At 69.2% G+C, this 24241-nt stretch carries 24 protein-coding genes; 19 read left to right on the top strand and 5 right to left on the bottom strand.

Features of this window, described 5'->3' with window-relative positions; all coding sequences use genetic code 11:
• From FHU38_RS14275 to FHU38_RS14265, 3 genes are read left to right on the top strand one after another with little or no spacing between them, the layout of a single operon-like run.
• Positions 1-675 carry a PDR/VanB family oxidoreductase gene (locus FHU38_RS14275; RefSeq protein WP_313886878.1) on the top strand — a complete coding sequence of 225 codons (675 nt, stop codon included), beginning with the start codon at positions 1-3 and terminating at the stop codon, positions 673-675.
• Positions 676-686: 11 nt separating this feature from the next.
• Positions 687-2138, top strand: coding sequence for a flavin-containing monooxygenase (locus FHU38_RS14270; protein ID WP_167171429.1), 1452 nt, complete (start codon positions 687-689; stop codon positions 2136-2138).
• On the top strand, positions 2135-3025 hold the full coding sequence (locus tag FHU38_RS14265; protein ID WP_167171426.1) for a short-chain dehydrogenase/reductase: 891 nt from the start codon (positions 2135-2137) through the stop codon (positions 3023-3025). The genes FHU38_RS14270 and FHU38_RS14265 overlap by 4 nt, the downstream gene beginning before the upstream one ends.
• 85 nt (positions 3026-3110) lie before the next feature.
• On the opposite strand, the gene FHU38_RS14260 is transcribed toward FHU38_RS14265, so the two are convergent.
• Positions 3111-4226 (bottom strand): NDMA-dependent alcohol dehydrogenase, encoded by a 1116-nt coding sequence (locus FHU38_RS14260; RefSeq protein ID WP_167171423.1) that lies wholly within the window; start codon positions 4224-4226, stop codon positions 3111-3113.
• A gap of 234 nt (positions 4227-4460) precedes the next feature.
• Between FHU38_RS14260 and FHU38_RS14255 the strand changes: the two genes are divergently transcribed.
• Positions 4461-4868: a hypothetical protein gene (locus FHU38_RS14255; protein WP_167171420.1), complete on the top strand. Its 408-nt coding sequence runs from the start codon at positions 4461-4463 to the stop codon at positions 4866-4868.
• Between the two features lie 65 nt (positions 4869-4933).
• Here the strand turns inward: FHU38_RS14255 and FHU38_RS14250 are convergent, their stop codons facing one another.
• Entirely contained in the window at positions 4934-5590 is a 657-nt protein-coding gene (locus FHU38_RS14250; RefSeq protein WP_167171418.1) for a TetR/AcrR family transcriptional regulator, read from the bottom strand.
• A gap of 59 nt (positions 5591-5649) precedes the next feature.
• On the opposite strand from FHU38_RS14250, the gene FHU38_RS14245 reads away from it, so the two are divergent.
• Complete coding sequence (locus FHU38_RS14245) at positions 5650-6141, top strand: cupin domain-containing protein (protein WP_167171415.1); 492 nt, start codon at positions 5650-5652, stop codon at positions 6139-6141.
• 456 nt (positions 6142-6597) lie between these two features.
• Here FHU38_RS14245 and FHU38_RS14240 read toward each other — a convergent pair whose 3' ends face one another.
• The gene (locus FHU38_RS14240) at positions 6598-6885 is read right to left on the bottom strand and encodes a hypothetical protein (RefSeq protein WP_167171412.1); all 288 of its coding nucleotides are present in this window, start codon (positions 6883-6885) and stop codon (positions 6598-6600) included.
• A gap of 1153 nt (positions 6886-8038) precedes the next feature.
• Between FHU38_RS14240 and FHU38_RS14235 the strand changes: the two genes are divergently transcribed.
• The 6 genes from FHU38_RS14235 to FHU38_RS14210 all read left to right on the top strand — a co-directional run bounded on the left by FHU38_RS14235 (position 8039) and on the right by FHU38_RS14210 (position 13687).
• Positions 8039-8758 (top strand): response regulator transcription factor, encoded by a 720-nt coding sequence (locus FHU38_RS14235; RefSeq protein WP_313886775.1) that lies wholly within the window; start codon positions 8039-8041, stop codon positions 8756-8758.
• A complete protein-coding gene (locus FHU38_RS14230) occupies positions 8755-10188 on the top strand; it encodes a sensor histidine kinase (RefSeq protein WP_167171409.1) in 1434 nt (477 codons plus the stop codon). Before FHU38_RS14235 ends, FHU38_RS14230 begins: the two co-directional genes overlap by 4 nt.
• Positions 10189-10313: 125 nt before the next feature.
• The gene (locus FHU38_RS14225) at positions 10314-10649 is read left to right on the top strand and encodes a hypothetical protein (RefSeq protein WP_167171406.1); all 336 of its coding nucleotides are present in this window, start codon (positions 10314-10316) and stop codon (positions 10647-10649) included.
• Positions 10650-10707: 58 nt separating this feature from the next.
• Positions 10708-10980 carry a hypothetical protein gene (locus FHU38_RS14220; RefSeq protein ID WP_167171404.1) on the top strand — a complete coding sequence of 91 codons (273 nt, stop codon included), beginning with the start codon at positions 10708-10710 and terminating at the stop codon, positions 10978-10980.
• Between the two features lie 239 nt (positions 10981-11219).
• Complete coding sequence (locus FHU38_RS14215) at positions 11220-12107, top strand: FAD:protein FMN transferase (protein WP_167171401.1); 888 nt, start codon at positions 11220-11222, stop codon at positions 12105-12107.
• Positions 12104-13687, top strand: coding sequence for an FAD-binding oxidoreductase (locus tag FHU38_RS14210; protein WP_167171398.1), 1584 nt, complete (start codon positions 12104-12106; stop codon positions 13685-13687). Before FHU38_RS14215 ends, FHU38_RS14210 begins: the two co-directional genes overlap by 4 nt.
• A 6-nt stretch (positions 13688-13693) precedes the next feature.
• Here the strand turns inward: FHU38_RS14210 and FHU38_RS14205 are convergent, their stop codons facing one another.
• A complete protein-coding gene (locus tag FHU38_RS14205; protein ID WP_167171395.1) occupies positions 13694-15199 on the bottom strand; it encodes an MFS transporter in 1506 nt (501 codons plus the stop codon).
• A 163-nt stretch (positions 15200-15362) separates the two neighbouring features.
• On the opposite strand from FHU38_RS14205, the gene FHU38_RS14200 reads away from it, so the two are divergent.
• Positions 15363-16598: an Nramp family divalent metal transporter gene (locus FHU38_RS14200; protein WP_167171393.1), complete on the top strand. Its 1236-nt coding sequence runs from the start codon at positions 15363-15365 to the stop codon at positions 16596-16598.
• Between the two features lie 238 nt (positions 16599-16836).
• On the opposite strand, the gene FHU38_RS14195 is transcribed toward FHU38_RS14200, so the two are convergent.
• Positions 16837-17715 (bottom strand): F510_1955 family glycosylhydrolase, encoded by an 879-nt coding sequence (locus tag FHU38_RS14195; RefSeq protein WP_167171391.1) that lies wholly within the window; start codon positions 17713-17715, stop codon positions 16837-16839.
• Between the two features lie 133 nt (positions 17716-17848).
• Between FHU38_RS14195 and FHU38_RS14190 the strand changes: the two genes are divergently transcribed.
• The 7 genes from FHU38_RS14190 (at position 17849) to FHU38_RS14165 (ending at position 24049) form a co-directional block, all read left to right on the top strand.
• Positions 17849-18295: a hypothetical protein gene (locus FHU38_RS14190; RefSeq protein ID WP_167171388.1), complete on the top strand. Its 447-nt coding sequence runs from the start codon at positions 17849-17851 to the stop codon at positions 18293-18295.
• Between the two features lie 58 nt (positions 18296-18353).
• Complete coding sequence (locus tag FHU38_RS14185) at positions 18354-19028, top strand: hypothetical protein (RefSeq protein WP_167171385.1); 675 nt, start codon at positions 18354-18356, stop codon at positions 19026-19028.
• Between the two features lie 808 nt (positions 19029-19836).
• Positions 19837-20709, top strand: coding sequence for a PaaX family transcriptional regulator (locus FHU38_RS14180; protein WP_167171382.1), 873 nt, complete (start codon positions 19837-19839; stop codon positions 20707-20709).
• Between the two features lie 169 nt (positions 20710-20878).
• Positions 20879-21784 (top strand): SDR family NAD(P)-dependent oxidoreductase, encoded by a 906-nt coding sequence (locus tag FHU38_RS14175; RefSeq protein ID WP_167171379.1) that lies wholly within the window; start codon positions 20879-20881, stop codon positions 21782-21784.
• 3 nt (positions 21785-21787) lie between these two features.
• Positions 21788-21910 (top strand): hypothetical protein, encoded by a 123-nt coding sequence (locus FHU38_RS27760; RefSeq protein WP_279590181.1) that lies wholly within the window; start codon positions 21788-21790, stop codon positions 21908-21910.
• A complete protein-coding gene (locus FHU38_RS14170) occupies positions 21907-23574 on the top strand; it encodes an AMP-binding protein (protein ID WP_313886774.1) in 1668 nt (555 codons plus the stop codon). The genes FHU38_RS27760 and FHU38_RS14170 overlap by 4 nt, the downstream gene beginning before the upstream one ends.
• 13 nt (positions 23575-23587) lie before the next feature.
• Positions 23588-24049, top strand: a complete 462-nt coding sequence (locus FHU38_RS14165) for a MaoC family dehydratase (RefSeq protein WP_167171376.1) — start codon at positions 23588-23590, stop codon at positions 24047-24049.
• The last annotated feature ends 192 nt before the right edge of the window (positions 24050-24241 follow it).

The raw sequence follows: 24241 nt of genomic DNA, 5'->3' as shown, positions 1-24241 counted from the left end.
GTGCGTGAGGGCGACGTGCTGACGGTGCGCGGCCCCCGCAACGCGTTCCCCCTGGTTCGCGAGCCGTCCTATCTCTTCGTCGCGGGCGGCATCGGGATCACGGCACTGCTGCCGATGGTTCAGCAGGCTACCCGGTGGGGTGCCCGCTGGCGGCTCAACTACCTCGGACGTTCCCGTGACAGCCTGCCGTTCCTCGACGAGCTGTGCCGCTACGGCGGCAACGTGTCGGTCCGCACCGACGACGTCCATGGGCCGGTCGACCCGGTCGAGATCGTCACGCAGGCAGGGCAGGGGACAGCCGTGTACTTCTGCGGACCACCTCCGCTGCTCGAGCCGACCAGGCGGGCCCTGCGCGAACACAGCCCGACCGCCCGGCTGTACAGCGAACGGTTCTCCGCCCCGCCCGTGCGAAACGGCAAGCCGTTCACCATCCGCCTCGCCAGATCGAAGCGGGCGGTTCAGGTCGCGGCCGACGAATCGGCACTCGCCGCGTTGCGGCGTGAGCTGCCCGGTATCGCGTACTCGTGCCAGCAAGGTTTCTGCGGTACCTGCCGGGTGACCGTGCTCTCAGGCGAGGTCGAGCACCGTGACAACATCCTGCGACCGTCGCAACGGCAGCACACGATGCTGCCCTGCCTGTCGCGCGGCCACACGACACTGGAACTCGACCTGTGAAGGACACCGCGATGACCCATCACGGCGTGGTGATCGTCGGCGCCGGATTCGGCGGCCTGGGACTCGCCATCCGGCTGCGACAGGCCGGAATCGACGACTACGTGATCCTCGAACGGACGAACAACCTCGGTGGCACCTGGAGCCGCAACACCTACCCCGGCGCAGCCTGCGACGTGCCGTCGAGTTTGTACTCCTACTCGTTCGCACCCAACCCCGGGTGGCGGCGCAAGTACGGCAGGCAGCAGGAGATCCTGGACTACCTGCGAAGGACAGCCGAATCCCACGGGGTCGTGGAACACCTGCGGCTGCGAACCGAGGTACTCGACGCGGTGTTCGACGAGGACAGCCGACGCTGGCGCATCACCACCAACAACGGCGAACTGAGCGCCGACATCCTGGTCAGCGCCGTCGGCGCGTTCGCGGAGGCGGCCATACCCGACATCGCCGGCCTCTCGACGTTTCGGGGAACGCGGTTCCACACCCTGCACTGGGACCACGACCACGACCTCTCCGGCGAACGGGTGGCCGTGATCGGAACCGGGGCCACCGCCGTGCAGGTGGTGCCCGAGGTCCGCAAGGTGGCACGCGAACTGCTGGTGTTCCAGCGAACGTCACCCTGGATCGTGCCTCGGCTGGACCGGACCATCAGCGGTGTCGAGCGGATGACCTACCGTGCCCTGCCGCCGCTGCAACGCCTGGCCAGGGGTGGCTGGTACGCCGCGATCGAGTCATTCGGCCTGCCCGGGTTCGTCAGTACCAGGTTCCGCCATCCGTTCGAGCTGCTCGGCAGGCTGCAACTGCTGCGGCAGGTGCGGGACCCCGAGCTTCGTGCGCGGCTGACCCCCGACTACCTGATCGGTTGCAAGCGCGCGATCTTCTCCGACGACTACTACCCGGCGTTGTGCCAGGACAACGTCACGCTGGTCACCGAACGCATCACCGAGGTAGGCCCGCACGCCGTCGTGACCGGCGACGGTGCCGAACATCGCGTGGACACGATCATCCTCGCCACTGGTTTCACCGCCACCCCCGGATTGCTCGACCGCGTCAAGGGCGTCGATGGCCGCACCATCGGCGACGTGTATCGCGAGCGGCCGCAGAGTTACCTCGGTACCGCCTACTCCGGCTTCCCGAACCTGTTCACGGTGCTGGGTCCGTTCGGTGCCGCGGGCAACCAGTCGGCGATCTTCATGATCGAGAGCCAGCTGACCTACATCGTGGACGCCGTGCGCCGGATGCGGGAATCCGGTTTCCGGCGCGTCGAGGTGCGCCCTGAGGCACAGCAGGCCTTCGTGGAGGAGGTTCACGAACGCAGCGCGGGTGGCACCTGGCTGGGCGGTGGCTGCACCAGTTACTACACCAACGGCGCGGGCCTGAACGCCGGACTCTATCCTAATTGGTCGTTCGAGTACCGGCGTCGTACCCGCCGGTTCGACGTCGAGAACTACGAGGTGTCGCGATGAACCCGCTGAAGTTCTTTCCGCCCGGCTCGAGGCGGCTGGAACTCGACGAGAAGGTGGCTCTGGTCACCGGTGGCGGCAACGGAATCGGGCGGGAGACGGCGCACTCGCTGGCTGCCCGCGGCTGTTTCGTCGCAGTCCTCGACGCCGACGAGGCCGCGGCGAAGCAGGTCGCCACCGAGGTCGGGGAACACCGCGCGGTCGGTGTGGCCGCTGATGTCCGCGACCGCGATGCCGTGGCTGAGGCCGTGCGGATGGTGCTGCGACGCTGGGGCAGGCTCGACGTAGTGGTGGCCAACGCGGGCGTCACCCCCGAACCCGCTACCGTGCGGGTCGGCGATCCCACCGACTTCGAGCGGGTCGTTTCGGTGAACCTGTTCGGTGTGCTCAACACGGCGAAGGCGACGGTGGAGCCGCTGCTGCACAGTCGAGGGCACATCGCGGTGGTGGCCTCGGCCGCCGCGTTCTGCCCACCGGTCGGTGGCTCGTCCTACATGGTCAGCAAGGCGGCCGTCGAGCAGTTGGGACGGGCGTTGCGGCTCGAACTCGCACCGCACGGTGTCACCGCGACCGTGTGCTACTTCGGGGTGGTGGACACGCGGCTGGCTCATGCCACCCTCGATCGCGACCCGCTCGGCGAGGCACTGAACGCCATGCTTCCTTCACCGCTGCGCGGGCGTATCACCGCGCACGAGGCGGCCCAGGCCGTCGTGACCGCTGTGGAGCGACGCCGAGCACGGACGACGGCGCCGGCGGCCTGGGAGCCGGTGTCCTTGCTGCGTGGGCTGCTCAACCCGGCGCTGGACCGGCTGCTCGTCCGTGACACCCGGCTGCACACGCTGATCAGGGAACTCGAGGACCGGGTACTGCGTTCCCGCTGTTCCCGCTGACCCCACTGACCGGCGCTGACCGGCGCCGAGCGAAGGCGCCCACCGCCCGAGTCGGGCGATGGGCGCCTTCGCTCGGCGCGTGGCGTCAGTCCTCGTGCAGGATCACGCCGCGCACGTTGCTGCCGGCGTGCATGTCGGCGTAGGCCTGGTTGATCTCGTCCAGCCGGTACGTCTTGGTGACCAGCTCGTCCAATTTGAGCCGTCCGGCCTTGTACATCGTCGCGAGCCGCTGGATCTCGTAGGTCGGGGAGCCCATACCGAAGATGACTCCCTGGATGCGCTTCTGCATCATCGACAGCATCCACAGGTTGATCGGCAGGCCCTCGGCCTGGATGTCGCCGATGCCGGTGACCACGACGGTGCCGAACTTGCCGATGGCGTTCACCGCCTGCGCCACGTGTTCGCCGGTGGTGACACCGACGGTGACGATCGCCGAGTGCGCGCCCTGCCCTCCCGTGACCGACCGGGCGAAATCTGCGGCCTCGTCGATGTCGGCGAAGGTGTGGGTGGCGCCGAACCTGGCAGCGGACTCACGCTTGAACGGTGCAGGGTCCACCGCGATGACGTGTGCGGCTCCCCGTGCGGCGGCCGCCTGCACCGCGTTCATGCCCACGCCGCCGACGCCCATCACGATCACCGTCTGCCCGGCCTCCACCTCGGCGGCGTACTCGGCCGAGCCCCAGCCGGTCGGCACCCCGCAGGACAGCAGCGGGGCGACGTGGAAGGGGATGTCGTCGTCGATCTTGGTGACGGAGAACTCCGACACCACGGCGTGCCTGGCGAACGTGCCGACCATGGTCATCTGCCCGACGTCCGCCCCGTCGAGGTGAGCCCGGTAGGTGCCGTCGGCCATCGATCCGGCCAGTGCGTACATGCCCAGATCGCACAGGTTGCCGCGTCCTGAGGAGCACGCCACGCAGCGCCCGCAGGACGGCACGAACTGCGCGACCACGTGGTCGCCGACCGCCAGTGAGCTGACCCCTGGCCCCACGGCCTCGACCACGCCCGCGCCTTCGTGCCCTCCGATCAGCGGCAGCTTGCCCACTGGCATGTCCCCGGTGGCGGCATGATCGTCGGAATGGCACAGCCCCGCGGCCTCGAACCGCACAAGGACCTCGTTGAACGAGGGCTCGTCCAGATCCACGTCGACGATCTGCCACTTGCCGGGCTGCTCAAGCAGCGCGGCGGCACGGGTTCGCATCGTTGTCCACCTCCATGCTGACCGGACGCCTTCCGGCCGTCGGCAACTCAGCGCTTAGAGTAGAACACGTTCTAATGGGGCGCCAGACCCCCACGGCCGGTCAGCGACCCGGTCGAACGACCGGACGGCCCGAACCTGGCGAACAGGTCACAGCCGGGTGCGCGGGATCGTACGCTCACCTGGTCCGCGAAGCGGATCGAACCCGTTCACGCGAGCCGGAAGGGAAGGCCGTCAGTGGCATCGTGGGAAGACCTCGTCGCCTACATCCACCACGAGTACGACGTGGTACGTGAGGAACCGGACGAGATCCGGATCAAGATCGGCTACGGGGAGGACGAGTACTCGCCCAGACGAGCCCAGACCGTGATCGTGGCCAGGGAGATTATGGACAGGAAGGAGGAATGGGTCCAGATCGCGACTCCGTTCGCGCGCCTCGGCCAGGTCGATCTGCCTGCCGTGCTGAGCGAGATAGGCAACACCACCGTGGTGGGCGGTGCCGTTCTCATGGGCGAATACCTGGTGCTGCGGCACTCGCTGCCACTGGTCAACCTCGACATCAACGAGTTCGTCGATCCACTGGAACTGGTCACCGGCTCGGCGGAACTGCTGGAAGAACAGTTCACCGGGCGCGACGACTACTGACGCGACCACTGACGCGACCACTGACTCGACCACTGGCCGGGCTGCGGACTGCCCCCGCGTGGCACTCAGTCCGCGAGCAACGCATGCCGCATCATTTCGGCGAGCCAGTCCCGGAACCCGTCGGTGGACCAACCGCGATCGTTCACCAACGTCGCGTAGAGGCCAGGGTCGTTGAACACCCACAGGATGTCGACGGCCCGTTCCTCACCAAGACCAGGGGCGAGGTCGCCGACGGCCGTGATCGCCGTGATCACCATGGCGGCGCCGGTCCTGCGGTTGGCTCGCAGCGTCGCCCACAGCTCGGCCACCTCGGGCGAGTCGTCGGCGGCCCTGCGAACCGTTTCGAACAGCGCCGCGGCGCGTCCGCCGATAACCAGGCACACGTCGGCGTAGGCCCGGAGTACGTCCGCGGGTGTCGTAGCCTCCCACACCGGTCGAAACCACGGCCGGTCGGCGACGGCGACCGGGGCGTCGTCGCCTGCGAGAGCCTGATCGAGCACGTGCTTGAGCAGGTTGGACTTGGAGCCGAAGGCGGCGAAGACCGTGGGCCTGGCGACCCCCGCGGCGCGAGCGACCTCGGTGAGGGACGTTCCCGCGTAGCCGCGCTCGACGAACAGTTCCGTCGCCGCCTTCGCTATCGCCAGGCGGGTGCGCCGTGCTCCCTCTTCCCGGACCTGGGACCGGTACTGCCGGCGTGGCCGACCTTCCTTGACATCGCTCACCGTCGAGTCATACTAACAGAATATTGACCAGACTTAGAGTCTGTTGAAATGAGGCGACGATGACACGGACAGGCTCCAGCAAGCCCTTCGTCCGGCGTGATGGTGAGGGCGAAGCGATCTGGTTTCTTGGCAGCCTCGTCACCACGAAGGCTGTCGGCGCGCAAACCCGTGACAGGGTCACGGTGGTGGAGTTCCTCAACCCGCCCGGGTTCGCGCCGCCACTCCACCGGCATCTCGACGAGGACGAACTGTTCTACGTGCTCTCCGGGCGCGCGGAGTTTCGCTGCGACGGCTCCTCGCTTCCGGCGGGACCAGGTGACCTGGTGCTGTTACCCGCCGGGCTGCCACACACATTCCTGGTGGCCTCCGACGAACCACAGCGGACGCTGCAGATCACCACACCCTCAGGGCTCGAGGACTTTGCCGCAGAGGTCGGCGAGCCGGCTTCGGTCAGGGAACTCCCCGCCGCCGCCCGACTGGACCCGACCGTCCTCGGCCACGCCGCCGCCCGGCACGGAATCGAGTTGCTCGGGCCGCCACCACCGCGATGATCGCCATCCGCCTGCGACCCCGCTCGCCGGAGTGGGCCGCGGCCGCACACAGTGGACGCTTCCCTGCCTGCGGGCGCGGCCTTGCCTTGCCGGCATCGGGGCCTGCATCGGGATCAGCATCGGGATGAGCATCGGATCGCCCACGACCACAACAGCGTCCACAGGTGTCCCTCCACAGCTTGGCCCGCGTCGTTGAGGTGGGCTTGTCGCTGTTGCACAGGCCGGCCGAGTCGGTGTATGGGTCGTCGATGTACTGCCGCATGTCCACAAGGCCGGTACCCAATTCGACGGCGACGCTGTGGTTGATGGCGGTGTTGTCGGACCACGGCCTGCCCGAGGTAGGCCACTTGATGTCGGGGTAGGTGACGATCAGGATGCCGACACCGGGCCGCGCCTCTCGCAGACCCGTGACGAGCCTGCGCAGGTCCGCCTCGGCGGTGGCGGGATCGACGTTGTTCACGTACTCGTTGACCAGCGCTCCACCGATGATGACCAGGTCAGGCTGGGTGGCGGCGACGCTGTCGATCGCCTCCGCGATGATCGCCCAACGACCCCGGGGAAGTGCTTGATCATTGCCCCGTTCTTGGCGTAGACGTCGGTGACGGTCCCCCACTCGGCCTTGGCGTTTCGGGCCAGCCGCGCCACCCATCCGTAGCGGGTGGGCCAGTAGCTGTTGTCGGGCGAGTCGTACCCGGTGCTGGCGACATCCTGCGCGCTCGCGGAGGGAAGGTTCACGATCGTCACGGCGACGGCAGGGATGCCTGCGCTCGCGAGCAGGTTCGTCTATCTGGACACCGGAATGACACTCCTCATCGGACGGTCGGGAGCTGGCGCGAGAGGAGTGTGGTGGGAAAGTCGCGAACCATCAGCGCGGTGAAGCCAATCATCGCCGGTTCGCCCTTTCGTAGCGCCGCTGCCGCGCGATGTGATCATGCCGTGTTTGCCGGGTTTCGCAATGGTGCGGATGGCACCAATCCGGTGGGCCGGATGGCGGGCGGAGCGGCGGTGCGCGAGCACGCTTACCGCGATCGTTACCGTGCCGCCGCCGCGACGCGATCCGCCGCGAGATGTCCGTTGTGGACAGCGGTCCTCGCTACCCGGAACGCCTCTACCGGAGCCGATTTCCAGTTGCCAGGCCGTACCGGGTCGGCCCGCGTCGATACCAGGTGACATCGCGATGTGAGAGGCCACGGCAAGACCATGAGCAGGCTCGAACCGAGGTTTCCGCAAGACCCCGACGGCAGTCGGCGTCGAGGTCCAGGACGCGATCACGAACGGGCCGCGTGCGGCCGGGTGCCACATCCCACTGACCGGATAGCACGGCGAGCCGCACGGACCTTCAACGCGTTCCTGCTCTCGCCCGAGCTCGGCGCCGCAGTGCAGGAACTCTGGGCGGCTGCTCGGTGCCGCTCAACGCTCACCCGGCGAGCCCGGGAGCTCGCGATCCTGCTCGTCGCGGCGCGCTGGGACTGCGCCTACGGGCGCTTCGCGCACGAGCGTGTGGGGCGCCCCGCCCGCCTCACCGATGGGGAGCTGGCCGGACCGCGGGCCGCGGGGCGATTCCCCCACTCGACGACGCCTACCAACGGGCGTGCGGACACCTCGTGTGCGCCATGACACGCGGCGATGTCGATGAGGGGGAGTGGGACACCTGGGTGTATCGGTATGGCCCCGCACACCGCGGGATGGCGGCAGGCACGGAAACCGCCCGCCGACCGGCTCGCCACCGTCCCGAAGTCAGCGGCCCGAAGTCAGCGGCCCGAGGAGGTCATGGAGCTGGGGTAACGTTGAAGGCAGGTCCGGAAGGTGCCGGTGGTGGCCGAATTCCGGCGACATTCGGGCGACGTTCGGGCGGCATTCGGGCAATGCGGAGAGTGCCTCGAGGAAGGGTGTGCCGGTGACAGCGGAGTCGAAGCCGGGTGGCGTCGGCGAGGCGACCGGGGTGGCTGCCCGACTGCTGCTGGTGGAAGACGACGAAACCATCGCCGAACCGTTGATCGAGGGGCTGGAGTACGCCGGTTTCGAGGTGCGCGGTGTACGCACCGGACGGGAAGCGCTGGCCGATCCCTCGGCCGATCTCGTCCTGCTCGACCTCGGGCTGCCCGATCTGGACGGCGGCGAGGTGTGCCGGCAGCTGCGGTCGCGAACGTCCGCACCGATCATCGTCGTCACCGCCCGAGGTGACGAGTTGGACCGGGTTCTGCTGCTCGAGCTCGGGGCCGACGACTACGTGGTCAAGCCGTTCGGTTTCCGGGAACTGGTCGCCAGGGTCCGTGCGGTACTGCGCAGGGCGGGCGGTGAGGGTGTGAGCCACCGGTCGCGGTCCACCGAGTCCGTCGGCACACTCAGGATCGACCGCGCATCCAGGCGGGTACATCTGTCGGACCGGGAACTGGAGCTGACCGGCAGGGAGTTCGACCTACTGGCCTACCTCGCAGAGGAGCCGGGCACGGTGCGTCGCCGTGAGGACATCATCGCCGCCGTGTGGGACGAGAACTGGTGGGGACCCACCAAGACGCTGGACGTGCACATCGCGTCGCTGCGCAAGAAGCTGGGCGACCCCCGCTGGATAAGCACGCTGCGCGGGGTCGGTTACCGGTTGAACGAACCGGCATGACTCGACGTCTGCTCGTCTCCTACCTCAGCATCACGTTCCTGGTGCTCGCCATGCTGGTGCTTCCGCTCGGGTTCACTTTCGCCAGTCACGAGACCGATGTGCTGCTCGCGGGCATCGAACGGGACGCGCACTCGGTGTCGTCACTCGTGGAGGACGACCTGGAAGCCGGGATCCGGCCCAGCGTCGACGGCGTGCTGGCGGATTACGCGTCGGGTGGCGGGCGGATCGTCGTGGCCGACAACCGGGGGCTGAGCGTGGCAGACTCGGAGCGCATCGGTGGCGCTCCCCGGGACTTCTCCACCCGGCCGGAGATACGGGACGCCCTCGCGGGCAGCAGAGCGGAGGGTGTGCGCTGGTCGGACACCCTCGGACACAATCTGATGTATGTGGCGATACCGGTCACCTCCGGCGGTGTCGTGCATGGTGCTGTCCGGATCAGCTACCCGATGACCGAGTTGGACAGCCGGGTGCGGCAGTACTGGTTGCGGCTGGGCCTGCTTTCCGCCGGAACGCTCGTCATGGTCGCGGCGGTCGGTTTCCTCCTCGCCCGAGGTGTGACCCGGCCGGTGCGCGATCTGCGGCGAGTCACGGAGAGGCTCAGCACCGGCCAGCTGGACGCACGAGCGTCGACCCGTTCGGGCGCGCCCGAACTTCGTTCGCTCGGGGAAACCGTCAACCTGATGGCCGATCGACTCCAGCGCCTGGTGGACTCGCAACGCGTGTTCGTCGCGGACGCCGCTCACCAGCTGCGCACCCCGCTCACCGCGTTACGGCTGCGGCTGGAGATGCTGGATCGTGGCCTGCCCGCACCCCAGCGCGATCGGCTCGACGCGGCACTGGCCGAGGCGAGCCGGCTCGGCAGGTTGGTGGACTCGCTACTGGTGCTGGCCCGTGCCGACGCCGCCGAACCACAGCTGGCCGCGGTCGACCTGTCCGAGGTGGTCACCGAGCGCGTCGATGCGTGGACGCCGGTCGCCCTGGAACGCGATGTACACCTCGAAGTGCGGGTGCAACCCTGCCCGCCCGCGTGGGCGGTCACCGGGTCGGTGGAGCAGATGCTGGACAATCTGCTGTCCAACGCGATCACCGCTTCCCCCGAGGGCGGCACCGTGACCGTTTCGGTCGCACCCGAAACCTCCGGCACGGCGGCGGGCACAGCGGAGGGCACGGCGGCGGGCACAGCGACCGGTGAGGTCGTGCTGCGGGTCGTAGACCAGGGGCCGGGCCTGACCGAGGAGGAGCGAGCGCGGGCGTTCGAGCGGTTCTGGCGTGCCAAGGACGCGCGTTCCGGCGGTGGTTTCGGGCTGGGACTGGCGATCACTCGCCGCCTCGCGGAGCTCGCCGGAGGTTCGGTGACGCTGGTTCCAGCGCCGCACGGTTCGGGATTGCAGGCGATAGTGCGACTACGCACGCGCGGCGGCGAACGTTAACCCCGGGCTTACCTTGGCTAACCTCCGGCGCACCGGCCGCTGTGCCACCTGCTCCTAACGTCGTTGGTAGGTCCAGGCCGTGGTTGCCGATGGTCGCCCGGCCACCAACCACCAAGGAGGTTCTCATGCGACGCCGTGCAGGAATCGTTCTCGCCGCGGGGGTGAGCGTCGCCCTCGTGGGCGGCAGCACGGCACTCGCCGCCGCTTCCGGTCTGTTCGACGGGACGGGCGGGAACAGCGTCGAGCAGACCGAGCAGGTCGCTCCCGCCACCGCGACGGAATCCCGCCCTGGGCCGGTAACCGGCTCCTACGGCGACTCGCCGTCGAGCGACGACTCTTCCCGGGATCGCGACGGCTCCTACGACGAACACGGGGGCGACGACGAATACGGGGACGACGAACACGGGGACCACGACGAGGACGAGGGTGAGCACGCCTACGCCACCGATCACGACGAGTGATCCGGCTGGTGCGCACCGCGGGCGAGCCTGCCCTGGCTTTTGAATCCATGGAGGTGTGATGCGACGCCATACCGCGCTCGTGGTGGCCGTGATGGTCGGCCTGGCACTTGCCGGGGGCAGTACAGCGCTCGTCGCGGCGTCCGGCCTGTTCGGCAGCGGATTCGAGGTAGGTGCGGGCAGGCTCTCCCCGGTGCTCACCTCCCCGGCCGGTGCCGACGACAGGGGCCCGCTTTCGCGGGACATCCGGCGATCCGGCGAGGAACCCGGCGAAGACCACGAACGAGAGGAAGCCGAAACAGCTCACGCCCCTGGAGGCGACGATGACGATTGACGCCGCCCGCGTGGTGGCGCTGGGTGTGAGCGTGAGTACCGCGATATGCCTGATGGCGTTGATGGCCGCGAACCAGCCTGATCAGCCGCCGACGTCGGCGACCGGTACGGCCGTTCAATCCGAGCGACCCTTCCCGCCTCCAACCGGCGTCGGCGCTCCCGGTGAAGCGGTGCCTCCCGCACCGACGACCGCGCCACCGGTCAGCACCAGCCATGCGAGCTGAGGCGAGCTTCCCCGTCATGGGAAGCGATGCGCACGTGATCGTCGTGGCGCGGAACGCCCCAGACCTACTGCAGACCGCCCGGCGCAGGCTCGACGAGCTGGAGCGCCACTGGAGCAGGTTCCGCGCCGACAGCGAGATCAACAAGTTGAACGCTGCCGCGGGGCGGCCCAGCGCGGTCTCGCCGGACACTCTCGTGCTCGTCGTCAGGGCGGTGCGGGGCTGGCGGGCGAGTGGGGGGTTGTTCGACCCGACGGTGCATGCCGCGATGCTCGCGCATGGCTACGACCGCGATCTCGCTCTGGTCCGCTCGTCCACCCAGGGGCAAGTGTCGGCCCGGCGGCCGAGCCGGGCGCCGGGATGCGGCGGCGTCGAGATCGACCTCGCGGCCTCGACCGTGTGCCTTCCCACCGGCGTCGGCCTCGACCCGGGAGGGCTCGGCAAGGGGCTCGCCGCCGATCTCGTATCCGGGGAACTGCGGCAGGCGGGTGCGAGGGGAGTCCTGCTCAACGTGGGCGGCGACATTCGAGTGCGAGGTGTGGCGCCGGATCCTGAGGGCTGGCCGATCACGGTGGAGCACCCGTGGCGGGTGGGTGCGGAGCTCTTCCGGGCCGCCGTCAGGGTCGGTGCCGTGGTGACCAGCAGCACCTTGCGAAGGCGGTGGATGTCTGCCGAGGGGGAGGTGCATCACGTGCTGGACCCGCGAACCGGCTTGCCGACCCGAGGCAGGATCGTGGCGGCGACAGTGTTCGCAGCCTCTGCCTGGCGGGCCGAGGTACTGGCCAAGACTGTGCTCGTCGCCGACGACATCGCGGCGGCGCACACGTCGGATGCCGAGGTGTGCGCCGTCACGGCCGACGGGCAGCGACTGGCCAGCCCGGGCCTGAGGGGATGGGCGGGGTCATGAGCCCGCAGCTGTGGTGGTATCTCGCTCGCGCGGGCGGTCTGGTGGCATGGGCGCTCCTCACACTGACCGTCACCTGGGGGTTGTTGCTGCGAACCCGGCTGGTGCCCGCGGTCCATCCCCGGGCGCTGCTGGAGTGGCACCGCTTCATCGCTGGTCTGGCCGTGGCTTTCACCGCCGCACACCTGACAGGAATCCTGGCCGACAGCTACATCACGTTCGGCCCCTCCGACGTGCTCGTGCCGTTCGCTTCGCAGTGGCGGCCGCTTCCGGTCGCGCTTGGCGTTCTCGGGTTGTACCTGTCGTTGGCCGTGGTAGGGACGTCCGCGCTGATGCGGCTACTGCCGCGCGGGCTGTGGTGGCTCATCCACTCGAGCAGCTACGTGCTGTTCGCCGTCGCGACCGCGCACGCGGTCACCGCGGGCACCGACGCCGCGAACCTGGCCATGGTGGCTGCCGTCGCTGTCTCGGTGGCGTCCGTGCTGTTCCTGACACTGTTGCGGATCCTTTCCCCTGACCCGCAACCACGCGCCGCGTTGGCGCGGTTTCACCCGCTCGAGGTTGCTGACGTGCGGAGGGAGACGCACTCGGCGGTCTCGGTCGCGTTCCGGCTTCCGCGCGAGTTGGCCGGCGCCTACCGGTTCAGGCCAGGCCAGCATGTCACGCTGCGCGCCCGCATCGGCGGCACCGAGGTCCGTCGCCCTTACTCGATCTGCAGCGGTGTCGCCGACGGCGAGCTGCGGGTGGCTGTGAAGCACATCAGCGGCGGCCTGATGTCCACCTGGGTCAATTCGGACCTGCGGGTGGGCGATGTGGTCGAAGTCATGACGCCGACGGGTACGTTCGGCGCCAGTATCGCGCCGCGTGCGAATCGGCACCTGCTCGGTGTGGCGGCGGGCAGTGGGATCACGCCCGTACTTTCGATCGTCTCTAGCGTGCTGGCCCTCGAACCGCGTAGCCACTGCACCCTGCTCTACGGCAACCGGACGGTGGCCGACATCATGTTCGGCAGGCAACTGGCGCGGCTGGAGCGACAGTACTGGCCCCGACTGCGGGTCGTGCATCTGCTCAGTCGGCAACCGGTGAAGCCGCCCGCGATTCCAGGCCGCCTCACCGCCGGTGTGCTCGCTGAACTGGCGGACCGGATCGGCCTCCGTACGGTCGACGAGGCATACCTCTGCGGTCCCGCCTCGATGACCGCCGAACTTCGGGACGCGTTGTCGGCCATGGGGACTCCCACCGAAGGAATCCACATCGAACACTTCGTGCCGCCGCCGGTCCCCGTCGTCGAGGAGGGTGGGCAGCTCAACAGGAGCATGACGATCGTGCACGCCGGTTCGGCCACGCGGGTGCGAGTAAGCGCTGGCGAGACCATTCTCGATTCGGGTTTGCGCGCGGGGCTCGACCTGCCGTACTCGTGTCGCTCCGGAGTCTGTGGCACTTGCAGGGCCGTCGCCTGCGAGGGCGAGGTGAGCGACGGTGCGGGCAGCGGTGGGCGAGCGAATGACAGGGTCTTGCTCGCGTGCCGCAGCAGGCCAGACTCCGACGATGTGGTGGTCAGCTTCGACGCGCTCGGCAGCTAGCGCCTGCTAAGCCGTGCCGGTGCGGTCACTCAGCGGCAGGGTATGGGTGGTCGCGGACGCGGCCGCCGCGTAGTCGGCCAGTCGTGGCGGTGGAGGGCGACGAGCAGCGAGCAGCGCCAGCACAACGCCGACCGCTGAGAACGCCGCCATCGCGATCGATGCCCCGGAGAATGCCGTGGCCAGCGCCTCTGCCGCCGTCTCACCACCGCCCTCGCGCCGCTCGGTGACTCTCGTGTAGATGCCCGCGACCACGGCCGTCATGACCGCCCCGCCGACATAGCGGGCCATGTTGGATATCCCGGAGGCCGCCCCTACCTGCTCGGGCGACACGGCCGCGGTGGCGATCGAGGAGGCGGGCGAGTTGGACAACGCCAGTCCGATGGCCACCCCCAGTAGCGGAACGACGAACATGCCGTAGTCCCAGGACGGGCGCACCATCGCGAGCGCGGCGAACGAGGCGGTCAGCAGCGCGAACCCGGTGCCGATGACCGTTCGGGAGCCGAAGTGGTGGGCCAGCGGCGCGACCAGCGGCGCGATGAGCACCACCGCCGCGGCGAGGGGCAGCGTCGCGAGGCCCGCCTGCAGGCTTGTCATGCCGAGTGCTTGTGGCTGCTGGAAGTAGAGGCTCACCACGAAGCTCAGCGCGGCGATCGCTCCTGCGCCGATGAGGATCGCGCCGGTGGCGCCGACGAGCGCGGTGTTGCGCAGCAGACGCAGGTCGAGCAGCGGTGCGGCGACGCGGCGTTCGACCAGCACGAAGCCGAGCACCGACAGCACGGACGCGACCAAGCAGGCCAGCGTGGGCAACGAGAGCCAGCCCCAGGAAGCACCCTCGGTCATCGCGAGGACGAACGGCACGAGCACGGCGGCGATCAGCACGGTCCCGGCCACGTCGATCTTGCGAGGCCTGCTCGGATCACGCGACTCCGGCACCAGGCGCACGACCAGCGGAATGCACGCCACCGCGATCGCGGCGTCGACCCAGAACAGCCCCTGCCACCCGGTCAACTCGTTGAGCACGCCGCCAACCACCGGACCCGCCGCGGCACCCGCGGCGGCCGCGGCCCCCCAGAGCGAGACCGCTTTCAGTTGCGCGTCACCGGAGGCGTTCACCGAGAGCAGGCTCAGCCCGCTGGCCAGCAGGGTCGCGCCGGCCGCCCCCTGGATGAGCCTGCCGAACACGACCATCAGCCCGCTCCCGGCCAGCGCGATGATCAGACAGGAAACGACGAACAACCCGAAGCCGAGCAGGAACAGCTTGCGCCTGCCGAACACGTCGCCGAGCGCCCCCGCCGTGACGATCACGGCGGCCCCCACCAGGAGGTAACCGGTCACCGCCCACTGCAGCAGCCCGACCGGCGCATCGAGGTCGGCGCTGATCGGCGGGATCAGGATGCTGACAGCGGAGCTGTTGGCGTTGACAACGAACGTGGAAAGGCATGCCGCGAGCATCACACCCCAACCCGGGCGCATGCCCTGCTCCGTGCCGTCGCGTGGCTGGGCTCCTCGCATGCCCTGAACCGTTTGCCGTGGTACCAGCTGTGAACAAGGGCCGAAAGACCTTCCGCCACCTCCGTTCCCTCCGCGTGAGGTACGGCACAACTGACAAACGACTTCGCCACGCCTAAACTTTGTCTTCGCAGGAACGAACGCGGTTGGTCGAGAGGCGGGCGGGATGGCTTCGGGCACATCGGTACGACCGAGAATCGCCCGCGCCAGGTCGGGCCTGCTGCTGCTCGGGCCCGCGTTCGTGGCCGCCATCGCCTACGTGGACCCTGGCAACGTCGCGTCCAACGTCAGCGCGGGCGCCCAGTTCGGGTACCTGCTGGTGTGGGTCATCGTCGCCGCCAACCTGATGGCGGGCGTCGTGCAGTACCTGTCGGCCAAACTCGGTCTCGTGACCGGCCTTTCCCTGCCGGAGGCACTACGCGACCGGCTGGGAAGGCCGAGCAGGCTGGCGTACTGGGCGCAGGCGGAACTGGTGGCCATCGCCACCGACCTGGCCGAGGTGGTCGGCGGCGCGATCGCGCTGTACCTGCTGTTCGGACTTCCGCTGCTGCTCGGCGGTTTCATCACAGGTGCCATCTCGATGCTGCTGCTCGCGGTGTACGACAGGGGAGGCCCGCGCCGGTTCGAGCGGGTGATCATCGGGTTCCTTTCGGTGATCGCCGTGGGTTTCCTCGTCGGGTTGTTCGTCGAGCCGCCGTCGGCCTCGGCTACCGCCGAAGGCCTGATCCCGCGATTCAGCGGAACCGAGAGCATCCTGCTGGCGGCGGCCATGCTCGGTGCCACTGTCATGCCGCACGCGATCTACCTGCACTCCGGGCTCTCCCGGGACCGGCACGGCCATGCCGACGGTGGCCGGCTGCGCAGCCTGTTGAAAGCGACCCGATTCGACGTCGCCCTCGCGATGCTGGTGGCGGGCGCGGTCAACCTCGGCATGCTGCTGCTCGCGGCGACGAACCTGCAGGGACTCACCGGCGTCGACTCGATCGAGGGAGCGCACGGCGCGGTGCAGAACGCGCTCGGGCCGGTGATCGCCCTGCTGTTCGCGCTCGGTCTGCTGGCCTCCGGGCTGGCGTCCACCTCGGTCGGTGCCTACGCGGGCGCGATGATCATGCAGGGTTTGCTTCGTAAGCGCATCCCGCTGTTGCTGCGCAGGCTGATCACCCTGACACCCGCACTGGTCGTGCTGGCGGCCGGAGTGGACCCCAGCAGGGCACTCGTGTTGTCACAGGTGGTGTTGTCGTTCGGCATCCCGTTCGCGCTGGCGCCACTGGTCCGGCTCACCAGCGACCGCACGCTGATGGGCGCCGACACCAACCATCGGTTCACCACCATGCTCGCCTGGGTGGTCGCCGGTGTGATCAGCGCGCTCAACGTGGTGCTGCTGTACCTGACGCTGAGCTGAGCGCCGGTACGGGCAACCGGTGCGGTGGCGGGTGGCGGATCAGCCGCCGCCGCGAATGTCGTCGGCGGTTCGCACCCGCGAGCGCGGTGAACGTGTAACCGATGAACCGGCGCGGTACCTGCCGTCCCGCGCGCCGTCACGTCGGATGGGAGCGGACGAAGTCGAACTCGCGACGAGACGTGTTGTAGACGATCGAGCCGAAGTGGTTGGTGGGCCCGCTGGGCCGGGCCCGGCACCGTCACAGGCGCCGCGACAGTGTGAACGTGCCGCCGTCGTCGGCGGAGTGGTAGATGCCGTCCTCGGCTGCCACGTACACCTCGGACTCGCCGTGTGTGGTGATCGCCTGCGGTCGGCTCGGCACCCGCCCGCGTGGCTGCCAGGTGCGGCCACCGTCGGCGCTGTGGTGAACGGTGCCGTCGGTGCCGACGCCGACCAGCCGGTCGGCGCTCGGCCAGTCGAGGAACGCCAGCACGGGCCCGCCCGACGTGGGTGCGAAACCGCGGCCGCCGTCCGTGCTGTGGGCTGGGCCGTCCTCGGTGGTGACCACGACGTGTTCGGCATCCTCCGGTGATACCGCCAGGTCGGCGATGCCCACCCGCGCGCGCCGATCCCACGTCTTGCCGTCTCCGCTGACCATGAGCGTTCCGGACACGCTGTCGTAGCCGTACACCCGGTCGTGTTCGACCTCCAGCGCGTGGAAATCGACCTCACCTGCCAGCGACAGCGAGTGCCAGGTCTGTCCAGCGTCGGTGCTCTCGATCAACCCGAGGTGGGAGGGCTGGTCGGTGTCGTGCGGCCCAGGGTGGCCGCTGCCGAGGAAACGGTCGGGGCCCGCGATCGCGAAGCCCATGAAATCCTGGGTCAGGCCCGCCACCTGCTCGGTCCCGGTCTCGCCGGTGACGCGGAAGAGGCCGTCGTGGCTGGCCACGTACAACGTGTCATCGGCCGGGTTGATCGCCAACGCGTGCACGTGCGCCGGGGAGGTGGCCGCCTCGCCGTGGTCGTCCTCGTGCGATTCCCGCGCGCACGAGGCCACCAGCGACAGCGTGGCCGTGCAGGCCACGAGCAGCGCAGCGCGGCGTGACCACCAGCGACCCCCCGCGAGCGAAGCCACCATGCCACGCTCCCTTCCTCCAGGTCCGTCCGCGGCGACGATACTCCAGTGGCCACCTCACGCGCCGTGAGGGACCGTATGGCCACAATGGACAGATATCGAGCTGTCTCCTCGTGGCCACGGGTGATTGGGTAGCATGCGCGCCGACATGGCAAGGGCGGCGGACTCGGTGGGTTCGATGGCACGAGTGGTGACGCGCGCAGGGCGCGTGCCCGGGTGGCGCGCGCTGCTCGCGCTCGGTGCCGCGCTCATGTTGGTAGGGCACCTGCTCGGGCCACACTCGGGAGGCCACGCGATCGCCTCCGAGGCCACCGCCGGCCGGGCGCCCGCGTGGCTGTGGCACGGCGCCGACGAGTCGGTAGAGCATCCCGAGCGGTCTGAACACCATGATCCCGCGAGCGACCCGCCCTGCGGTTACCTGTGCCTTCGTGGCGACGACCACGGCACGGCGGGGGCACTGACGGGGTGGTGCGACGAGGCCGTCCCGCTGCCCGCACCACCGGCCCCAGCCGCTCCGCGGCGCCGTCACGCCTGCCGCGCACCGCCCGATCCGGTGCGCGAACTCCAGGTCATGCGGGTCTAGTCCGTGCCGTTGCGGTTCATCGGCAGCGACCACGGCAGCAGACAGGGAGTTCATGAACATGCGAAGCAGAACCGACATCCGGCTGGCCACGGCGGTGGCCGCCCTGGCCTCGGCCGGCGCGGCGCTGATCCATCTCGCGGTGATACCCGGCCACTGGCGGGAATGGGCGCTTTCCGGGTTGTTCTTCGGCGGCCTTGCCGTGTTCCAGCTCGGCTGGGCAGCGGCGGTACTCAGACGTCCCAGCCGCGCCGTCGTCGCGGTGGGCGTGGCGGCCAACCTCGGTGCCATCGGGCTGTGGGTCCTCACCCGCGCCGTCGGCCTGCCGTTCGGACCCCACGCGGGCGAAGCAGAGGCGGCGGGAACCGCCGACATCCTGGCGACCCTGCTGGAGTGCGTCGTGCTGGTCACGGGCGCATGGCGGCTGTTGTCGGGCGAGCACGGCTCCCGCTTCTCGCCCCTGCCCTACCGGCTGGTCATCGGTGGCGCGGCCGTGCTGGTCGCCGTGACCGCGGCACCGGGCATGCTCGCCGGACTCAGCCACTCCCACGAAGGCGGGGGCGGCAGCCACGACGAGGGCGGCGAACATCCCGAGACGGGCGCGGAGCACGACCACCCCTCCACTCCGCCGGAGCAGCCGGAGCAGCCGGACGGATCCGGTCCACAGCGAACCGATCCGCCCTCCGGGGAGCCCGCGCCGGACAGGCACTCCGAGGGTGAGCCGCACGGGCACTAGACGCAAGGCCGGGTAGTTGAGGTGTGAGGCGGTGTGCCAACCCTCTGGAATGAGAGACGGGGTTCCCGTGACAGTTCCTGTGACGACGGTGTCGACCAGATTCACAGGCAAGCAAGACTCCGTTGGATATCCAGCCCGGCATGACCCGCACGATCACCGCGGCAGGGGGAGGGCGAGGCGGTGTCCACGTCCCCCCACAACAGGTGCGGGGTTCCCACCGGGAACGCCGGTGCGGCTTCGATATTCCTCGCCACTCGGGGCCGGGCACCCATCACGACGATCCACAATTCGCGTGTGCGCGCTTCAGCACACCGGATCCGCTGAGTGCCTGGCGGGGAAAGCGTGGTGTGGCCAGGTGGGTTTCGTGCAGCCACCCGTGTCGCCCGACAGCGATTCGGCCACAGTGGACCGGAAGTTTCCGAAAGCTCGCTCGCACCCGTAGGTAAGGTGCGGGCCACCGTGACCCGGCGGTTGTCTCCGGCGACCGGGAACCCCCTCGTACGACCGCTCGACGAGGTTGGCACTCGCGGCCGCCGAACCTCGGTGCCCGACCACCGTGGCGATCGCGGCGATTCGGGGCGGTGCGCTGGTCGACCTCGTGGGTCTGATCGCCTGTGCGGGCCGCCTCGCTCCACGAGCTCGGCGGCATCCGCGCTCGCCACGACGGGGCCATGTTTCACCAGATGCCTGTCGGTCGTCATGATGGTGACTAACCTGGTGAGGTTGGCCGGTCGCCTGCGGTCGCCTGCGGTCGCATTCGGTGGCTGGCCTGCCGGATCACCGTGAGCCGAGCCGACGAGGAGAGTCCATGCCGACCGAAACACCGGCCACCGAGGGCGCCGAGGAGGTGGGCAGCCAGGAGTCGTCACCACGAATCCGGCCACAGACCTACATCCTGCTCTTCTGCGCGGAGTACGTCGGCGATCCGTGCATGGCGGTCTTCTCGGGAAGCTACATCACCACGCTGGGCAAGGTCGGTGTCGGGGAGTATGCGGCCAGATCCACGATCAGCCGGATGTTGCGCAGGGGAACGCTGGAGAAGGTGCGCCGAGGCAAGCGGATCTACCTGCGCCCCTCCAAGCACACCCGCGACACGCTGGAAGAGGGTGGCCACCGGGCGTGGCGCTCGGCCGTGAACCGGGATTGGGACGGTCGCTGGACACTGCTGGGGTTCTCCTTTCCCGAGCAACGCCGAGCCGACCGCCACCTGTTGCGGTCACGGCTGGTCTGGGCGGGTTTCGGCATGCTCCAGAACGGCCTGTGGATCGCGCCTCGCGTCGTCGACGTCCGCGAGGTGCTCGACGGCGTGCCCGGCAACGACGGCCTCAAGGTGTTCCACGCCACGGTCGCCGACCCCACGGAGGTGTCCACCCTGGTGAGGGATGCTTGGGACCTCACCGCGCTGCGGGGCGCCTACGAGGGCTTCCTGGCGCGGTGGGACGTGGCCGACCCATTGCCGCAGGCGGAGGACGACCTGGCTCGGCAGCTGGCGCTGCTGGCCGAATGGCTCATGTTGGTACGCCACGACCCGGGGCTTCCCGTGCAACTCCTGCCGGGGGACTGGCCGGCGGTCCGGGCCGAGCACGTCGCACTCCGCCTGCGCGAGTCCCTGGCTCGTGGCGCACGTCGCGCCGCCGAGTCGGTGATCGAGAGCATCCAGGTGCCTCCCCGCGAGACGTGATGCCGGTGCGGTGGCCTTCCGTTACGGAGTAGCTGCGCAGTAATGCGGAGTAATGCGGAGTGCTCCTGAGGCACCTTGTTGACGTCCGACACAAGTTGGAATAACGTGCCCGCCATCTCAGTCACGCGCCGTCTTCCGGCGGCGCGGCCCGACAAAGGAGTGGGTGCGCGTGGACCTCAGCGGCAAGGTGGCCGTCGTGACCGGAGCAGGTCGCGGACTCGGCCGGGCGTATGCCGCCGCGCTCGCCGCGGCAGGCGCGAGTGTCGTCGTCAACGACCTCGACGGCAGCGCCGCTGACGATGCCGTCAAGCTCATCCAGCAGGCGGGGGGCACCGCGGTGGCGGAGCACTCCGCCGTCGGCACGGCGGAGTCCGCCGACGCCCTCGTGCAGGCGGCGGTCGCCGCGTTCGGTCGTCTCGATGTCGTAGTCACCAACGCCGGAGTTCTACGCGACCGGACCTTGCCGAAGACCACGGACGACGACTTCGACTCCGTCGTCCACACTCACCTACGCGGGACGTTCACGTGCGGTCGCGCGGCGGTGCGCCACTTCCGCGAGCAGGGGACCGGCGGGCGGCTCATCCTCGTCGGCTCCCCGGCGGGGCAGCGCGCCAGCTTCGGTCAGACGGCGTACTCAGCGTCCAAGGCGGCCATTATCGGACTGGTACGCACCTGGGCCATGGAGTGCGAACGTCACGACGTGATGGTGAACGGAATCGTGCCGGTGGCGCTGACGCGCATGGTCGCCACCATTCCCGGCCTGGGCGAGCTGGTGGAACGCGCGGATGCCGGGGAGCCCATCCCGAGGGAAATCCGTCGCGGAGGGCTCGGAACACCAGCGGATGTCGCGCCGCTGGTGGTATTCCTCGCCTCTGACGCCGCCGCGGGAGTGACGGGCCAGGTTCTCGGAGCCGGTGGAGACCGGATCTCACTATGGTCCCACCCCACGGAGGTCGCGGTCGCCTACCAGGACGGAGGCTGGGACGCCGATGCCATCGCGGCGATGTTCCCCAGCACCTTCGGCAGCCAGCCGCAGGACTTCCGTCCCACTCCACCACCCAGCCCCCAGGAGTAACCGGTGCCTGTCAATCCCGCCGCTCCGACCGCCATCGACGTGATGCTCAACGACGGTTCCGCCAATCCGTTCGGTCCCGACAAGCAGTCCCTACCGGACGCTACCGGCGAGGGGTCGCAGGCGTGAAGGAAAGTTTCGCGACCGTACTGGAGACCGTGGCCCGCGCACGGCCGGGCGCCATCGCGATCTCCCACGCCGGGCGTGATGTGAGCTGGCGCGAGCTGGAGAATCAGGCCGCCCGGCTGGCACACCACCTCAAGGACGCGGGCATCGGCCACGGCAGCCGCGTGGCCGTGGCTCAGTACAACGGGCCCGAATACCTCGCGACCCTGTGGGCCGTTCTCAAAGTGCGCGCCGTGCCGGTCAACGTCAATTTTCGCTACAAGGCCGAGGAAATCACCGCCCTGTTCGACGACGCGCACGTCGAGGCCGCCGTGTACGACGCGGCCTTGGCGGGCACCGTCGAGCCCGCGGCAGCGGTCGCGACGACGCCGCTACGCACCGCGGTCGTACTGCACACCGAGACCCCCGGCCACGGGCGGATCGGCTACGACGAGGTGCAGCGGACCTGTTCGCCGCTTGCCGCGAGCCAGCGGGGCGACGACGACTGGCTCATGTACACGGGCGGAACCACCGGGCGACCGCGCGGCGTCCTCGTCCGCCATTCCTGGCTCTACGACGTCATCTGCGCCAACAGCTTCCTGCTCATGGGGCTGCGGGCGCCCGCGACCCTTGCCGAGCTGGAGGAGTACCTCGCCTCGGTCGCGAGCGACACCTACCCGATCGTGACCATTCCGGCTCCGCCGCTCATGCACGCGACCGGGAGCTACACCAGCCTCGGCGCGCTGGTAGCGGGCGGCCGGGTCGCCTACCTGGCCGGCCGCTCCTACGACGCCGACGAACTGCTGCGGCTGATCGAGCGGCAACGCGCCGACACCGTCTCGATCGTGGGTGACGTTTTCGCCCGGCCGCTTGCCGACGCTCTGGACAGGGCTCGCCAGGCCGGCAGGCCGTACGACCTGTCCAGCCTGCGGCGTGTGCTCTCCGTTGGCGTGACGTGGAGCGCCGAGTGCAAGCAGCGGCTGCTCGAGCACGGCGATTTCCTCTGCCGCGACATCGTCGCCGCATCGGAAGGCGGGCCGTTCGCGGTGTCGCAGACCCGGCGCGGCGATCACGTCACCACCTCCCGTTTCTCGCTCGTTCCCGGAGCCCGGATCGTCGACGAGACCGGTCGCGATGTTGTCCCCGGCTCGGGCCAGGTTGGCATGCTCGCCGCACCCACCGACGAGTACATCCACTACCAGGGCGACGAGGAGAAGACAGCCCAGACCTTCCGGGTGTTCGACGGCCGCCGCTGGGCCGTCCCCGGTGACCTCGCCTCGATCGACGAGGACGGCACGGTGACCTTCCACGGCCGGGGAAGCCAGGTCATCAACACCGGCGGTGAGAAGGTCTTCGCCGAGGAGGTCGAGAACGTCGTCGTGCGTCACCCAGCCGTTCGCGACGCCATGGTCGTCGGGGTGCCCGATGCGCGATGGGGACATCGCGTCGCCGCCGTCGTCTCCCTTCGCGAGGGCGAGTCTCTGACCCTTGAGCAGCTCAAGGAGCACGTGGGAAGGGAACTGGCGAACTACAAGCGTCCGACCGTGCTGGTCGTCACCGACGAGGTCAAACGCAGCCCGTCCGGCAAAGCCGACGCCCGGTGGGCCCGCGCGATCGCCACCGAGAACTTTCCCGAGAAATCCCCCGAGAAATCCCCCGAGAAATCGCAGCACCAGCCCACCCCATGATGAGGAGCCGAGCATGACCGAGCCCGCCGTTGCCGTCGGAGTCGAGGGGGTCAAGGCCCTGGTCGGCCAACCCCTGGGCTACTCGGCGTGGCACGAGGTGACCCAGGAACAGGTGAACCACTTCGCCGACGCGACCGGGGACCACCAGTGGATCCACGTCGATCCAGCGCGTGCCAAGGACGGTCCTTTCGGGACGACGATCGCCCACGGGTTCTTGACCCTGTCGTTGATCCCGACGGTGCTGCCGCAGATTCTGCGCTTCGAGGGCTTCTCCATGGGCGTCAACTACGGGCTCGACAAGGCACGGTTTCCTGCCCCCGTCCCGGTCGGGAGCAAGGTGCGTGCCACCGCCGTGGTGGACGAGGCGATGGAGATCGACGGCGGGGTGCAGACCAAGCTCACGGTGACCTTCGAGATCGAGGGAGGCGGAAAGCCCGTATGCGTCGCACAGAGTCTGGTCCGCCAGTATGTCTGACCAGGGCAGCGGCTCGCCGGTGACGACCGCGCTCAGCCCCGGATTCCCGATGCGCGGCACATCGGCAAGCCGCACGGCGGCCGGCCAATGACGACCGGCGCAAGACCGGAGCGGCCACGGCCTACGTCAAATGTCGTAGGAGCCTTACGACCGCTGACCGTGCCCGCGTCGGCGGGGCCGTGCTTGGCTGAG

This window comes from Saccharomonospora amisosensis (assembly GCF_011761185.1).
In the GTDB taxonomy this organism is placed as follows: Bacteria; Actinomycetota; Actinomycetes; order Mycobacteriales; family Pseudonocardiaceae; genus Saccharomonospora_A; species Saccharomonospora_A amisosensis.
The sequence above is the reverse complement of the archived record's forward strand: the minus strand, read 5'-3'. Positions and strand labels throughout refer to the sequence as shown.

Excerpts from the sequence above, each read along its gene's own strand:
- FHU38_RS14270 (WP_167171429.1), top strand. The coding sequence starts at position 687 with ATGACCCATCACGGCGTGGTGATCGTCGGCGCCGGATTCGGCGGCCTG.
- FHU38_RS14265 (WP_167171426.1), top strand. The coding sequence starts at position 2,135 with ATGAACCCGCTGAAGTTCTTTCCGCCCGGCTCGAGGCGGCTGGAACTC.
- FHU38_RS14260 (WP_167171423.1), bottom strand. The coding sequence starts at position 4,226 with ATGCGAACCCGTGCCGCCGCGCTGCTTGAGCAGCCCGGCAAGTGGCAG.
- FHU38_RS14245 (WP_167171415.1), top strand. The coding sequence starts at position 5,650 with ATGACACGGACAGGCTCCAGCAAGCCCTTCGTCCGGCGTGATGGTGAG.
- FHU38_RS14230 (WP_167171409.1), top strand. The coding sequence starts at position 8,755 with ATGACTCGACGTCTGCTCGTCTCCTACCTCAGCATCACGTTCCTGGTG.
- FHU38_RS14225 (WP_167171406.1), top strand. The coding sequence starts at position 10,314 with ATGCGACGCCGTGCAGGAATCGTTCTCGCCGCGGGGGTGAGCGTCGCC.
- FHU38_RS14220 (WP_167171404.1), top strand. The coding sequence starts at position 10,708 with ATGCGACGCCATACCGCGCTCGTGGTGGCCGTGATGGTCGGCCTGGCA.
- FHU38_RS14215 (WP_167171401.1), top strand. The coding sequence starts at position 11,220 with ATGGGAAGCGATGCGCACGTGATCGTCGTGGCGCGGAACGCCCCAGAC.
- FHU38_RS14210 (WP_167171398.1), top strand. The coding sequence starts at position 12,104 with ATGAGCCCGCAGCTGTGGTGGTATCTCGCTCGCGCGGGCGGTCTGGTG.
- FHU38_RS14205 (WP_167171395.1), bottom strand. The coding sequence starts at position 15,199 with ATGCGAGGAGCCCAGCCACGCGACGGCACGGAGCAGGGCATGCGCCCG.
- FHU38_RS14200 (WP_167171393.1), top strand. The coding sequence starts at position 15,363 with ATGGCTTCGGGCACATCGGTACGACCGAGAATCGCCCGCGCCAGGTCG.
- FHU38_RS14195 (WP_167171391.1), bottom strand. The coding sequence starts at position 17,715 with ATGGTGGCTTCGCTCGCGGGGGGTCGCTGGTGGTCACGCCGCGCTGCG.
- FHU38_RS14190 (WP_167171388.1), top strand. The coding sequence starts at position 17,849 with ATGCGCGCCGACATGGCAAGGGCGGCGGACTCGGTGGGTTCGATGGCA.
- FHU38_RS14185 (WP_167171385.1), top strand. The coding sequence starts at position 18,354 with ATGCGAAGCAGAACCGACATCCGGCTGGCCACGGCGGTGGCCGCCCTG.
- FHU38_RS14180 (WP_167171382.1), top strand. The coding sequence starts at position 19,837 with ATGCCGACCGAAACACCGGCCACCGAGGGCGCCGAGGAGGTGGGCAGC.
- FHU38_RS14165 (WP_167171376.1), top strand. The coding sequence starts at position 23,588 with ATGACCGAGCCCGCCGTTGCCGTCGGAGTCGAGGGGGTCAAGGCCCTG.